Here is a 13,611-nt window from a genome sequence, read left to right on the forward strand (position 1 = left end):
GGTTCAAACCTGCTTAACGTGTTACCGGTTTGTAACGGATACGTTTCGGTTTCGCGCCCTCTTCGCCCAAACGGCGTTTCTTATCGGCTTCGTATTCCTGATAGTTACCGTCAAAAAACACCCATTTAGAGTCGCCTTCACAAGCCAAAATATGTGTAGCAATACGGTCGAGGAACCAGCGGTCGTGCGAAATCACCATCACGCTACCGGCAAATTCCAACAATGCGTCTTCCAACGCGCGCAGGGTTTCCACGTCGAGATCGTTAGACGGTTCATCCAACAGTAAGACATTACCGCCGCTCAACAAGGTTTTTGCCAAGTGCAGACGACCGCGTTCGCCGCCAGACAATTGACCCGCGATTTTACTTTGGTCGCTGCCTTTGAAGTTGAAGCGTCCCAAATATTGGCGGGCGGGAATTTCAAACTGACCAACCTGTAAAATGTCGCGGCCTTCGGCGATGTTATCGAACACGGTTTTATCGTTTTGCAAACCTTCGCGGCTTTGGTCAATCAAGCTCATTTTCACGGTTTGCCCGATTTTCACTTCGCCGGAATCAGGCTGCTCTTTGCCAGAAATCATTTTAAATAGCGTCGATTTACCTGCGCCGTTCGGGCCGATGATGCCGACAATCGCGCCCGCAGGCACTTTGAAGCTCAAATCGTCAATCAGCACTTTGTCGCCGAACGATTTGGAAACGTTCACAAATTCAATTACTTCATTACCCAAACGCTCGGCAACGGGAATGAAGATTTCCTGCGTTTCATTGCGTTTTTGGTATTCGTAGTTGCTCATTTCTTCAAAACGCGCCAAACGCGCTTTGGACTTGGCTTGGCGGCCTTTGGCATTTTGGCGCACCCATTCTAATTCCTGCTTCATCGCCTTCACGCGTGCAGCTTCAGACTTCGCCTCGTTTTCCAAACGTTTTTCTTTCTGCTCCAGCCAAGACGAGTAATTGCCTTTCCACGGAATGCCGTGGCCGCGGTCGAGTTCCAAAATCCATTCGGCGGCGTTGTCGAGGAAGTAGCGGTCGTGTGTTACAGCAACGACTGTACCGGGGAAGCGGACCAAGAATTGCTCCAGCCATTCGACAGATTCTGCGTCCAAGTGGTTGGTCGGCTCATCCAGCAAAAGCATATCGGGCTTGCTCAACAAGAGTTTGCACAAAGCCACACGGCGTTTTTCACCGCCGGACAAATTGCCGATTTTGGCATCCCAATCAGGCAGGCGCAGCGCGTCGGCAGCGATTTCCAATTCATGCTCTGCACCGCCGCCGGTAGACGAACCCGCCGCAATAATCGCTTCCAAGCGGCCTTGTTCTTCCGCCAACGCGTCAAAATCTGCATCAGGATTGGCATACTCGGCATACACTTCTTCCAAGCGTTTCTGCGCGGCAGCCACTTCGCCCAAACCGCTTTCCACTTCCTCACGCACGGTTTTCTCAGGATCAAGCTCAGGCTCTTGCGGCAGGTAGCCGATTTTAATGCCGCCCATCGGCACGGCTTCGCCCTCGAATTCTTTATCCACACCTGCCATAATCCGCAGTACAGTAGATTTACCCGCACCGTTCAAACCGAGCAAACCGATTTTCGCGCCGGGGAAAAAGGAAAGGGAAATGTCTTTAATGATGGTTTTCTGCGGCGGCACAACCTTGCTCACGCGCAGCATAGAATAGACGTATTGTTGAGACATAGTTTTCTCGTTTTCATCAAACAAATTTCAGACGGCCCATTTTAACCTATTGCCCCAATACTTGCTTGTTCAAATGCCGTCTGAAAATAGAAATAAGCATCACAATATGTAGCAAAGCCGAACCAATGCCTTCAGTCTCCAAAATTTTCAATACGAAACCGTAAAAAATTTGATTTAAGCCAGTTTATCTTTGAACAAACATTGCCAACATCCGGCATGCTCCATAAAATGCGCCTATATCTTTGAAAGTACATAAACAAATAATAACGAAAAAGAAACACCGCGCTAAAAACAATTTCAGATTTCCCAATACAAATACTTTTAAAATAAGGATTTGCCTCATGTCTGAACATACGCAAAAAACAACAAAACAAGGTTTGCCGTCACTGGCAAAAAGTACGATTTGGATGCTGAGCTTCGGCTATCTCGGCGTTCAGACGGCCTTTACCCTGCAAAGCTCACAAATGAGCCGAATTTTTCAAACTTTAGGCGCCGACCCGCATAATTTGGGCTGGTTTTTCATTCTGCCGCCATTGGCCGGTATGTTGGTTCAACCGATTGTGGGCTACTACTCAGACCGCACTTGGATGCCGCGCTTGGGCGGCCGCCGTCTTCCCTATCTGCTTTACGGTACGCTGATTGCGGTTATCGTCATGATTCTGATGCCGAACTCGGGCAGCTTCGGTTTTGGCTACGCTTCTTTGGCGGCTTTGTCGTTTGGCGCGCTGATGATTGCGCTGTTGGACGTATCCTCCAATATGGCAATGCAGCCGTTTAAAATGATGGTCGGCGACATGGTCAACGAGGAGCAGAAAAGCTACGCCTACGGGATTCAAAGTTTCTTAGCGAATACGGGCGCGGTTGTGGCGGCGATTCTGCCGTTTGTGTTTGCGTATATCGGTTTGGCGAACACGGCCGAAAAAGGCGTCGTGCCGCAGACCGTGGTCGTAGCATTCTATGTGGGCGCAGCCTTACTGATTATTACCAGTGCGTTCACCATCTTCAAAGTCAAAGAGTATGATCCGGAAACCTACGCCCGCTACCACGGCATCGACGTAGCCGCAAATCAGGAAAAAGCCAACTGGTTCGAACTCTTAAAAACCGCACCTAAAGCGTTTTGGACAGTGACTTTGGTGCAATTCTTCTGTTGGTTCGCTTTCCAATATATGTGGACTTACTCGGCAGGCGCGATTGCAGAAAACGTTTGGCAGACAACCGATGCCTCTTCCGTAGGCTACCAAGAAGCAGGCAACTGGTACGGCGTTTTGGCGGCGGTGCAATCCATTGCTGCCGTCATATGTTCGTTTATTCTGGCAAAAGTACCGAATAAATACCATAAAGCCGGTTATTTCGGTTGTCTGGCTCTGGGCGCGCTCGGTTTCTTCTCTATTTTCTTTATCCACAATCAATACGCATTAATCCTGTCTTATACCTTAATCGGCATCGCGTGGGCAGGTATCATTACCTATCCTTTGACGATTGTAACCAATGCCCTCTCCGGCAAACACATGGGTACTTATTTGGGTCTGTTTAATGGCTCTATCTGTATGCCTCAAATCGTCGCCTCCCTGCTGAGCTTTATCCTCTTCCCTATGCTGGGCAGCCATCAGGCAACCATGTTCTTGGTTGCAGGCGCAGTCTTGCTGCTGGGAGCCTTCTCTGTATGTCTGATTAAAGAGACCCACGGCGAATAATCCATCCATACCATCGGCAAAGGCCGTCTGAAACCTTTGCCGAACTTACGATTTTAATAACAGGAGCTTCATAAATGTACACAAGAATCATGGAAATCAGCCCTTGGACATTGCGTTCGGCAAAACTGGAAAAAGAATACAAACGGCTGCAAGAGAGCCTGACCAGTTTGGGCAACGGCTATATGGGTATGCGCGGCAACTTTGAAGAAACCTACTCCGCCGACAGCCACTTGGGCACCTACATCGCCGGTGTTTGGTTCCCCGACAAAACCCGCGTCGGTTGGTGGAAAAACGGCTATCCTAAATATTTTGGCAAAGCCATCAATGCGCTCAATTTCAGCAAAGTTAAAATCTTTGTCGACAATCAGGAAGTGGACTTGGCGAAAAACGACGTTGCCGACTTCTCCATCGAACTCGATATGCAGCACGGCGTGTTGCGCCGCTCGTTCACCGTATTCGGCGTGCGTTTCGATGTGTGCAAATTCCTGTCCGTCGCGCAAAAAGAGCTGGCGGTTATCCGCTGGGAAGCCGTATCCGTTGACGGCAAAACCCACCAAGTCCGCATCGATTCCATCATCGACGCCGATGTGAAAAACGAAGACTCCAACTATGAAGAAAAATTCTGGCAGGTATTGGACAAAGGCGTTTCAGACGGCCTCTCCTACATTGCCACCCAAACCGTCGCTAATCCCTTCGGCGTGGAACAATTCATCGTCAACGCCGAGCAAACCTTCGCCGGCAGCTTCAAAGCCCTTGGCGGCAGCCAAACCGACTGGCAGGTCTCCAATTCTTTTGAAGCTAAAGTCGGCAGCACGCCCGAAACCTTTGAAAAACGCGTGATTGTTACTACCAGCCGCGATTATCAGGGCTTGGAAGCAGTGAAAGCCGCAGGTCGCGCCTTGTCGGAAAAAATCGCAGGCGTTGCATTTGAAACCTTGCTGGACGCACACAAAGCAGGCTGGCTGCACCGTTGGGAAATCGCCGACGTGGTCATCGAAGGCAGCGACGAAGCGCAACAAGGCATCCGCTTCAACCTGTTCCAACTGTTCTCCACCTACTACGGCGAAGACGCGCGCCTGAATATCGGCCCCAAAGGTTTTACCGGCGAAAAATACGGCGGCGCGACCTATTGGGACACCGAAGCCTACGCCGTGCCGCTCTACCTCGCACTAGCGGAACCCGAAGTTACCCGCAACCTGCTGCAATACCGCCGCAACCAACTGCCGCAGGCGCAACACAACGCGCGCGAACAAGGCTTGGCAGGCGCACTCTATCCGATGGTGACGTTTACGGGCATCGAGTGCCACAACGAATGGGAAATCACCTTCGAGGAAATCCACCGCAACGGCGCGATTCCTTACGCCATCTACAACTACACCAACTACACCGGCGACGAAAGCTATCTTGCCAAAGAAGGCTTGGAAGTCTTGGTCGAAGTGTCCCGCTTCTGGGCGGACCGCGTCCACTTTTCCAAACGCAACGGCAAATACATGATTCACGGCGTAACCGGCCCGAACGAATACGAAAACAACATCAACAACAACTGGTACACCAACACCCTCGCTGCATGGGTATTGGATTACACCCACGAAGCCTTGGCGAAATACCCGCGTCCGGATTTGAACGTGAGTGCCGCCGAGCTGGAAAAATGGGCGGACATCAGCGCGAATATGTACCGTCCGCATGACGAAGAACTCGGCGTATTCGTCCAACACGACGGCTTCCTCGACAAAGACATCCGCCCCGTGTCCGCGCTTTCGCCCGACGATTTGCCGCTCAACCAGAAATGGTCGTGGGACAAAATCCTGCGTTCGCCCTTCATCAAACAGGCGGACGTATTGCAAGGCATCTACTTCTTCGGCGACCGTTTCAATATCGACGAAAAACGCCGCAACTTCGACTTCTACGAACCGATGACCGTTCATGAAAGCTCGTTGTCTCCATGTATCCACTCCATCCTCGCCGCCGAACTGGGCAAAGAAGAAAAAGCCGTGGAAATGTACCAGCGCACTGCCCGCCTGGACTTGGACAACTACAACAACGACACCGAAGACGGCCTGCACATTACTTCTATGACCGGCTCGTGGCTCGCCATCGTCCAAGGTTTCGCCCAAATGAAAACTTGGGGCGGCAAACTCAGCTTCGCACCGTTCCTGCCGAGCGCATGGACAGGCTACGCCTTCCATATCAACTACCGAGGCCGTCTGATTAAAGTCGCCGTCGGCAAAGAAAACGTCGTCTTCACCCTGCTCAAAGGCGAGCCGCTAGATTTGCAGGTGTACGGCAAAGACATCACGCTCAACGGCAGCCACACTGTCGCGTTGGAAAAATAAGGAGGGCACAAAATGACTTTTACCGCAGTCCTATTTGACCTCGACGGCGTCATTACCGACACCGCCGAATACCACTACCGCGCATGGAAAAAGCTTGCCGAAGAACTGGGCATCAGCATCGACCGCAAGTTTAACGAGCAGCTCAAAGGCGTATCGCGCGACGATTCGCTCAAACGCATCCTCGCGCACGGCGGCAAAACCGTCAGCGAAGTCGAGTTTGCCGAACTGACCCGCCGTAAAAACGACAACTACGTCGAGATGATTCAGGCAGTCAAACCCGAAGACGTATACCCCGGCATTTTGCCGCTGCTGGAAGCATTGAGAGCAAACGGCAAAAAAATCGCCCTCGCGTCCGCCAGTAAAAACGGTCCGTTTCTGCTGGAACGCATGGGGCTGACCCACTTCTTCGACGCCATTGCCGACCCTGCCGCCGTCGCGCATTCCAAACCCGCCCCCGACATCTTCCTCGCAGCAGCCGAGGGCGTAGGCGCGGACATCCGCCAATGCATTGGCATTGAAGACGCCGCCGCCGGCGTCGCCGCCATCAAAGCCGCCGGCGCATTGCCCATCGGCGTGGGCAAAGCCGAAGATTTGGGCAGCGACATCGCGCTGGTATCCGACACTGCCGACCTGACCTACGCCTACCTGCAAAACGTATGGGAACAATCAGACAGATAAAATATTAAGGAAGTAAAAGGCCGTCTAAAAAATATTTCAGACGGCCTTTCTGATTTTAGAACAGAATGATAACCCAACTTACGCAACCATAAAGACTGAATACCAACTTTTCAACCATGCTATTCAAATTTATTTGAACGACTTTCTATGACCTGCCAACCTTAACAATCACTATTAAAATGCGCGCCTATGTTCTGTCTCCGCCTGTATGCGGCTTGGGCGACAGCGAGGCTGCATTCGAGTAGGTTGCGGTTTTCGTATTCAGACGCGGTGTGCGGCTCGGCTTGGTTTTGCTTCCAAAGCCGCAGTTGGGCGATGGCGCGGCTCAGGCCGGTATCGTTGCGGAGGATGCCGAGATGGCGTTGGTTGAACGCTTGCAGGGCGGGACGGCTGAAGGTGTTTTGGAGGTCGTCTGAAAAGATACCTGCTTCAACAGAGGGGCTTTCAGACGACCTTTGGGACGGTACAGCTTGGAATGCTTGTCCGTCCGCGATGGTTTGGGCGGCAAGTCTGGCGGTAACGACGCATTCGAGTAGGGAGTTGCTGGCGAGGCGGTTGGCTCCGTGCAAGCCGGTGCAGGCTGTTTCACCTAAGGCGTAGAGCTGCGGCAGGGAGGTTCTGCCGCTGGGGTCGGTTTGGATGCCGCCGCAGGTATAGTGTTGCACGGGGCGGACGGGGATGGCTTGGCGCGTGATGTCCAAGCCGCATTGGGACAGGCAGTGCCGATGGATGGACGGGAAATGCTGGCGGACGAACGCTGCGGGTTGGCGGCTGATGTCGAGCGAGACGAAGTCTTGCGTTTGCTTGGCGATTTCGGCGGCGATGGCGCGGGCAACGATGTCACGCGGCGCGAGTTCGGCGCGGCGGTCGTAATGCGGCATAAACCGTTCGCCCGCTTGGTTGGTCAGGATGCCGCCTTCGCCGCGTACGGCTTCGGAAATCAGGAAGGTACGGCCGTTTTCAGACGACCTTGCCAAGCCTGTAGGGTGGAATTGGATAAATTCGAGGTTTTCGACTGCGCAACCTGCGCGTATCGCCATGGCGATGGCGTCGCCCGTGCATTCGGGCGGCGTGGTGGTGGCGGCGTAAATCTGTCCCAAGCCGCCGCCTGCGAGTACGGTATGGCTGGCACGGATGCTGTAGGTTTCTTGCGCTCGGCGGTCGAGGACGGTCAGTCCGCACGCTGCACCCGATTCGGTTTGGATGTCCAACGCCATCTGCCGCTCGCAAACGCGGATGCTCGGGCGGCGGCGTATTTGGGCAATCAGGCTCTGCATGACTGCTTCGCCCGTGTAGTCGGCGACGTGGGCGATTCGGCGGCAGGTGTGCCCGCCTTCGCGCGTCAGGTGCAAGTCATTATTATTTTGGTCGAATGCCACGCCCTGCGCCAGCAGCCATTCGATTGCCGGTTTGCCTTGCGACAGGATGGTGCGGACGGCAGCTTCGTCGCACAAACCTGCGCCCGCTTCCAAAGTATCGGCGACGTGTTTTTCGATGTCGTCCTCTCCCGACCACGCCGCCGCAATCCCGCCTTGCGCATGACGGCTGGCGGTGTCGTCCAGCCGGTTTTTGCACAAAATGACGATGCGGAACGATTCAGGCAGCGACAGGGCGAGCGTCAGTGCCGCCAGCCCGTTTCCGGCAATCAATACGTCGCAATCGGTTTGCATGGTGTTGTCCTTGTTTGAGAGGCCGTCTGAAACGGCAATATTGACAGCAAATCAGGCGGGTCCCATGCCGTTGAACACATCTTTTTTCTTCAGCCCTGCCGCGAAGTCGAGCATACGCTGCAAAGGCAGTTTGGCGGCTTCGCCCAGCTTTCTGTCCAACAGGATTTCGTTGTGCCCGCTCGTCAGGGCGTGTTTGATGCCGCCCAGCGAATTCATTGCCATCCACGGGCAGAACGCGCAGCTTTTGCAGCTTCCGCCGTTGCCCGCCGTCGGTGCGGCGATAAATTCTTTGTCGGGCGCCTGCTTTTGCATTTCGTGCAGGATGCCCAAATCGGTCGCCACGATGAATTTTTTTTCGGGGCGCGATACGGCGGCTTTCAGTAGTTTGCTGGTCGAGCCGACCACGTCGCCCAGCTCGATGACGCTTTGCGGCGATTCGGGATGAACCAGTACCACCGCGTCGGGGTGTTCCGCCTTCAACGCTGCCAATTCCTGCCCTTTGAATTCGTTGTGGACGATGCACGAACCCTGCCACAACAGCATATCCGCGCCCGTTTCGCGGCGGATATAGTCGCCGAGGTGGCGGTCGGGTCCCCAAATCAGCTTCTCACCGCGCGATTTCAGATACGATACGATTTCCAACGCCACCGAAGACGTTACCACCCAATCGGCACGCGCTTTCACGGCGGCGGAAGTGTTGGCGTACACAACGACCGTGCGGTCGGGGTGTTGGTCGCAAAACGCTGAAAACGCTTCTTCCGGACAACCCAAATCCAAAGAACATTCTGCTTCCAAATCAGGCATCAGCACTGTTTTTTCAGGACAGAGGATTTTTGCGCTCTCGCCCATGAAGCGTACGCCCGCCACCACCAGCGTATCGGCTTCGTGTTCCGCGCCGAAGCGTGCCATTTCCAACGAATCGCCCACGCATCCGCCCGTTTCCAAAGCCAAATCCTGAATCAGCGGATCAACATAATAATGCGCTACCAAGACCGCGTTTTTCTCCTTCAGCAAAGCCTTGATTTCGTCTTTCAGACGACCTGCCGTTTCGCGGTCGGGCGTGTCGGCAACCTTTGCCCACGCCTGACGGATTTGGCAGGCGGAAGTCGGTGTTTGGATGAGGGGCATATCGTAATCGAACGAGCGGCGGGCGGCGGTTTGCATGAGACTTCCTTATGGCTGGTTTTTCAGACGGCATAAAGATTTGCCGTTTATATTTTGAAATATTTTTATATTATGCTCAAATTGAGTATAATAAGCAAGGTCGTCTGAAAACCGCTTTGGTTTACAATAAGGTTTCCTCTTGAATGAAAGCCACGCATGGATGCCTATCCTGAAACAGCAGCCAATACGCAAAGTATCGTCGAGCTTGTTCCTGTACTGATTGCCATTACAAATGGCAGCTTGAGGGTTTTGACAGTTGCCAAAGGAGAGCTATTACCCAATGGCCTGCTTGCACCGCTTCGCCACTCTCTGCAAGCAGGAGTCAGGATGTGGGTTGCCAAACAGACATCACAGCCTATGGGCTATGTAGAACAGCTTTATACGTTTGTAGATACGCGCCGTCAAAACGAGCAAGGCCTACCTGTCTTGTACGTCAGCTATTTGGGACTGGTGCGCGAGGCAGCCGACAGCATCCTGCACCCGGATGCGAAATGGCAGGACTGCTACTGCTATTTTCCGTGGGAAGATTTGCGCACTGACGGCGGGCTGCGCGATACCATCGTCAGCCGCCTGCGCATTTGGGCAAACTCGGCGGATACGGAGGAAGTGCGCCAGAAGCGGCTCAAGCGCATTCAATTGTGCTGGGGGGTAGAACCTGAAAATTGGTCGGAAGAATACGTTTTGCAACGCTATGAAATGCTATACGAAAGCGGCCTGATAGCGGAAGCAGCCGAGTCTCAGGAAAACTTCAATTTCTCACTCACGGGGCAGCCTATGCGCCACGACCACCGCCGCGTACTGGCGACAGCCTTATCCCGCCTACGAGCCAAAATCAAATACCGCCCCGTGATTTTTGAACTGATGCCGCCCGAATTCACACTGCTGCAACTGCAAAACAGCGTCGAAGCCATCAGCGGCAGATTGCTGCACAAGCAAAACTTCCGCCGCCAGATTCAGCAGCAAAACCTCATCGAGCCGTCGGATACCGGCGTATCAGGCAGTAAAGGCCGTCCTGCACAGCTTTACCGATTCCGCGACGACGTCCTACCCGATCAGCTGATTTCTGATATTGGACTGCCGCTGGGTAGCCACTAACTGATTTTCAGACGGCCTCAAATTAAATTTTGTCCCATCAGGCAAATATCAATATTTTTCAACAAAGGAACCTTCATGTCGTCTGAAAACAATCTTCTTCCTCTACCCGATACCCTGTTGCGCCCCATGGTAGAACAAGCCTTGAGCGAAGATTTAGGCAGGCGAGGCGATGTTACGTCCGCCGCCGTTATCACTCCCGACAAAACCGCCAAACTTTTCCTCGTCAGCCGCAAAGACGGCGTTATCGCCGGCATGGATTTGGCGCGTCTTGCCTTTCAGACGATGGATCCGTCCGTCCGTTTCCAAGCCGAAATCCAAGATGGGCAAGCCGTTTGCGTAGGTCAGACACTTGCCACCATCGCAGGAAACGCCCGCGCGCTGCTCGCCGTCGAACGTACTGCGCTCAACTATCTTACGCACTTGAGCGGCATCGCCACCGCCACCGCACATGCAGTAGCCGAAGTTGCTGGTTACAATGTGGACATCGTGTGCAGCCGCAAAACCATCCCACTGCTTCGCGTCCTGCAAAAATACGCCGTCAGGGCAGGCGGCGGCGTAAACCACCGCATGGGCTTGGACGACGCCGTACTCATCAAAGACAACCACCTCGCCTATTGCGGCAGCATCGCCCAAGCCGTTCGGCAAGCGAAGCAGGCGGTCGGACCGTTGACTTGCGTGGAAATCGAAGTGGACACGTTGGCACAACTGGACGAAGCCATCGCGGCTGGCGCGGAACGGATTTTGCTGGACAACATGGACGACGAAACCTTGAAAGAAGCGGCAAACCGCTGCCACACACAAACCGTCCACACACACACCATCTATTGCGAAGCATCGGGTGGCATCGGCTTCGACCGCCTGAAGCGCGTGGCACAAACCGGCGTGGACGGCATCGCCCTCGGCTATCTGACCCACAGCAGCCGCTCGTTGGATATAGGTTTGGATTTCGTGGCTTAAATTTCGAGTTTGCTATAAAGCAAAGGCCGTCTGAAATTTCAGACGGCCTTTAATATTTCCCATCAACCCAACGTTACCATTTCAATCTGCTCCATACTTCTGCCTAAGAAGCGTTCGCCGATGGTACGGAAACGCAGTGGGATGTCGCTGACATAGAAGCGGTAATCCGGGTTGTCGTTTTCTGTATTCAGCAAACCTGCTTGCGCTAAGGCTTTGGCGGTGGCTTCGGCGGTGGTGATGGCGGAGTCGACCAAGGTAACGTTTTGTGCTTCGCAGCCGATAAGCGGTTTGAGCAGTGGGAAGTGGGTACAACCCAACACCAGCGTATCAATGTCGTCGGCCAAAAGCGGCTTCAAGTATTCGCGCACGGTCAGGCGGGTGACTTCGTGATCGAGCCAGCCTTCTTCTACCAATGGCACAAGCAGGGGCGCGGCTTGTGTGCGCACCAGCGTGTCGTTGTTTTTTGAATGGATGGCACGCGCGTAGGCATTGCTGTTGACGGTGGTGTTGGTCGCGATAATGCCGATTCGGTTGTTTTTAGTGGTTTGCAAAGCAGCTTCCGCACCGGCGGAAATGACGTCCAATACGGGCATATTGCCTGCTTTTTGGCGGATTTTTTGTCCGGCAACGGCAGCGATGGTGTTGCACGCGATGACGAGTGCTTTGACATCGTTTTCCAGCAGGAAATCGACAATCTGCATGGCGAAGGTTTCGATGGTGGCGCGGGATTTGGTGCCATAGGGAACGCGTGCGGTATCGCCGAAATAGATGATGTTTTCCATCGGCAGGCGTTCCATCAGGGCGCGGACGTTGGTCAAGCCGCCGACACCGGAATCGAATACGCCGATGGGGCGTTGTTTGCTGGTACTCATGGTTAATTTCTTCAATATAAAGTCGAGGCCGTCTGAAACCGTTTTTCAGACGGCCTGAAGGTTAAACATATTCTTTTTTATCGTTTTCCATCCAAGCCTGATGCGAGCAAATCCACAACAGTACGATACCGCATACGGTCGAGCTTAACATCATACCGGCCATTACCAAGGCGGAACCATTATGCAGCCAAGTCGTTGCCATACCGACCGATGCGCCGACAAGGGATTGGAACACGCCTAAAACCGCATTTGCGCTGCCGCCCTCTGCACTGAAATAGCTCATAAAGCAGGCCTGAGTGTTCGCACCGACCAAGCCTTGCGTACCGACTGAAAACATCACACATGGCACTAAAGCCCACAAAGGCGGCAAAGACAGCGACAACACCAAAACCGTCATCAGCAGATTGGCGGAAAATTGGACGATAATGCCCCATTTGAGGATGTTTTGCGGATGCGTACCGGTTTTCAAACGCCATGCGGTAACGCGGTTAAACGACATCATGGTAATGATATTGAGCGCAAATATCCAAGCATATTGGTTTGGTGAAACATGATACAGATGTTGGTACACGAACGATGATTCGGTCAAAAAGGCAAACATCGAACCAAAACTGAAAGCTTGGAAAAACAGATAGCCCATCGCGGCGCGCGTTCTCAAAACACGTTTAAACCTGCCGGCCACCACGCCGAACACGTCCATGCTGATTTTGCCTTTTTGGTGCGGCTTAGGCAGGAAATACCACATCAAACCCCAAAGCAGCAGCGAATAACAGGCCAGAAAGCCGAAAATCATGCGCCAGCCGCCCAAATTCTGCAAGCCTGCACCAATCATCGGTGCCATCAATGGCACAATCATCAGAATAATGCCGATTAAGGCAAACATCTGCGCGGCTTTGCGTCCGGAATAATAATCGCGCACCATCGCACCGGAAATCACCACGGTCATCCCCGCGCCAAACGCCTGCAAAGCACGCAAGTTCAACAGCTGCTCGACATTATTCACCATCGTCAAACCGATAACGGCGGCAAAATAAATGCTCAATCCCACCAAGGCGACAGGTTTGCGGCCTTTAATATCCGAAATCGAACCGCCGACCACCTGACCAAACGCCACGCCAAACATAAAAAAGCTCAGACTTTGCTCAATACGGTGGATGTCCGAACCCAGCGACTTTGCCATTTCGGGAATCGCAGGCAGATAGGCATCGACAGAAAACGGCATCAGCGCGACCAACATCGCCATCAGCACGGCCATGGTTTTTTCGCCCAAAGGGGCTTGTTGTGCAGTCATTCCGACTTTCGCTTTCGTAAAAAATATTCAAAAAACAAAGAAAACAACCGCCTTGTCAGACGGTTGCGGATTGGATGGAATTATAGCAGATTTCAACCTTGTCCAATCACTGCAAAAAAACCTTTGCAAAACTTAAGGCCGTCTGAAACTTTGCTTGGTTGAATCCC

10 protein-coding genes are annotated in these 13,611 nt (G+C 53.2%); 5 read left to right on the plus strand and 5 right to left on the minus strand.

The features are described 5' to 3' along the window. Positions 1 to 13: 13 nt before the first annotated feature. Positions 14 to 1,690, minus strand: coding sequence for an energy-dependent translational throttle protein EttA (gene ettA / locus ACTHUM_RS02175; protein WP_003747462.1), 1,677 nt, complete (start codon positions 1,688 to 1,690; stop codon positions 14 to 16). Positions 1,691 to 2,031: 341 nt separating this feature from the next. Between ettA and ACTHUM_RS02180 the strand changes: the two genes are divergently transcribed. The 3 genes from ACTHUM_RS02180 to pgmB all read left to right on the plus strand — a co-directional run bounded on the left by ACTHUM_RS02180 (position 2,032) and on the right by pgmB (position 6,395). After that, positions 2,032 to 3,384, plus strand: a complete 1,353-nt coding sequence (locus tag ACTHUM_RS02180) for an SLC45 family MFS transporter (RefSeq protein WP_440361288.1) — start codon at positions 2,032 to 2,034, stop codon at positions 3,382 to 3,384. Positions 3,385 to 3,458: 74 nt separating this feature from the next. After that, positions 3,459 to 5,717, plus strand: coding sequence for a glycoside hydrolase family 65 protein (locus ACTHUM_RS02185; protein WP_049336213.1), 2,259 nt, complete (start codon positions 3,459 to 3,461; stop codon positions 5,715 to 5,717). Positions 5,718 to 5,729: 12 nt separating this feature from the next. Next, positions 5,730 to 6,395, plus strand: coding sequence for a beta-phosphoglucomutase (gene pgmB / locus ACTHUM_RS02190; RefSeq protein ID WP_049336215.1), 666 nt, complete (start codon positions 5,730 to 5,732; stop codon positions 6,393 to 6,395). Between the two features lie 161 nt (positions 6,396 to 6,556). Here the strand turns inward: pgmB and nadB are convergent, their stop codons facing one another. After that, a complete protein-coding gene (gene nadB, locus ACTHUM_RS02195) occupies positions 6,557 to 8,065 on the minus strand; it encodes an L-aspartate oxidase (protein ID WP_004520497.1) in 1,509 nt (502 codons plus the stop codon). A gap of 51 nt (positions 8,066 to 8,116) precedes the next feature. Continuing rightward, positions 8,117 to 9,229 (minus strand): quinolinate synthase NadA, encoded by a 1,113-nt coding sequence (gene nadA, locus ACTHUM_RS02200; RefSeq protein ID WP_003747473.1) that lies wholly within the window; start codon positions 9,227 to 9,229, stop codon positions 8,117 to 8,119. 156 nt (positions 9,230 to 9,385) lie between these two features. On the opposite strand from nadA, the gene ACTHUM_RS02205 reads away from it, so the two are divergent. After that, entirely contained in the window at positions 9,386 to 10,324 is a 939-nt protein-coding gene (locus tag ACTHUM_RS02205) for an NUDIX hydrolase (protein ID WP_049343932.1), read from the plus strand. A 75-nt stretch (positions 10,325 to 10,399) separates the two neighbouring features. Then, on the plus strand, positions 10,400 to 11,281 hold the full coding sequence (nadC, locus tag ACTHUM_RS02210; protein ID WP_004520494.1) for a carboxylating nicotinate-nucleotide diphosphorylase: 882 nt from the start codon (positions 10,400 to 10,402) through the stop codon (positions 11,279 to 11,281). Positions 11,282 to 11,343: 62 nt separating this feature from the next. Here the strand turns inward: nadC and murI are convergent, their stop codons facing one another. Together murI and ACTHUM_RS02220 are read right to left on the minus strand one after the other, a co-directional pair. Further along, positions 11,344 to 12,153 carry a glutamate racemase gene (gene murI, locus ACTHUM_RS02215; RefSeq protein ID WP_049343929.1) on the minus strand — a complete coding sequence of 270 codons (810 nt, stop codon included), beginning with the start codon at positions 12,151 to 12,153 and terminating at the stop codon, positions 11,344 to 11,346. Between the two features lie 61 nt (positions 12,154 to 12,214). Beyond that, a complete protein-coding gene (locus tag ACTHUM_RS02220; protein WP_070503814.1) occupies positions 12,215 to 13,444 on the minus strand; it encodes a multidrug effflux MFS transporter in 1,230 nt (409 codons plus the stop codon). Positions 13,445 to 13,611 lie beyond the last annotated feature (167 nt).

The sequence above is a fragment of the Neisseria sp. P0021.S006 genome (assembly GCF_051956895.1).

Coding starts and splice junctions, on each gene's coding strand:
- ettA (WP_003747462.1), bottom strand. CDS start 1,690: ATGTCTCAACAATACGTCTATTCTATGCTGCGCGTGAGCAAGGTTGTG.
- ACTHUM_RS02180 (WP_440361288.1), top strand. CDS start 2,032: ATGTCTGAACATACGCAAAAAACAACAAAACAAGGTTTGCCGTCACTG.
- ACTHUM_RS02185 (WP_049336213.1), top strand. CDS start 3,459: ATGTACACAAGAATCATGGAAATCAGCCCTTGGACATTGCGTTCGGCA.
- pgmB (WP_049336215.1), top strand. CDS start 5,730: ATGACTTTTACCGCAGTCCTATTTGACCTCGACGGCGTCATTACCGAC.
- nadB (WP_004520497.1), bottom strand. CDS start 8,065: ATGCAAACCGATTGCGACGTATTGATTGCCGGAAACGGGCTGGCGGCA.
- nadA (WP_003747473.1), bottom strand. CDS start 9,229: ATGCAAACCGCCGCCCGCCGCTCGTTCGATTACGATATGCCCCTCATC.
- ACTHUM_RS02205 (WP_049343932.1), top strand. CDS start 9,386: ATGGATGCCTATCCTGAAACAGCAGCCAATACGCAAAGTATCGTCGAG.
- nadC (WP_004520494.1), top strand. CDS start 10,400: ATGTCGTCTGAAAACAATCTTCTTCCTCTACCCGATACCCTGTTGCGC.
- murI (WP_049343929.1), bottom strand. CDS start 12,153: ATGAGTACCAGCAAACAACGCCCCATCGGCGTATTCGATTCCGGTGTC.
- ACTHUM_RS02220 (WP_070503814.1), bottom strand. CDS start 13,444: ATGACTGCACAACAAGCCCCTTTGGGCGAAAAAACCATGGCCGTGCTG.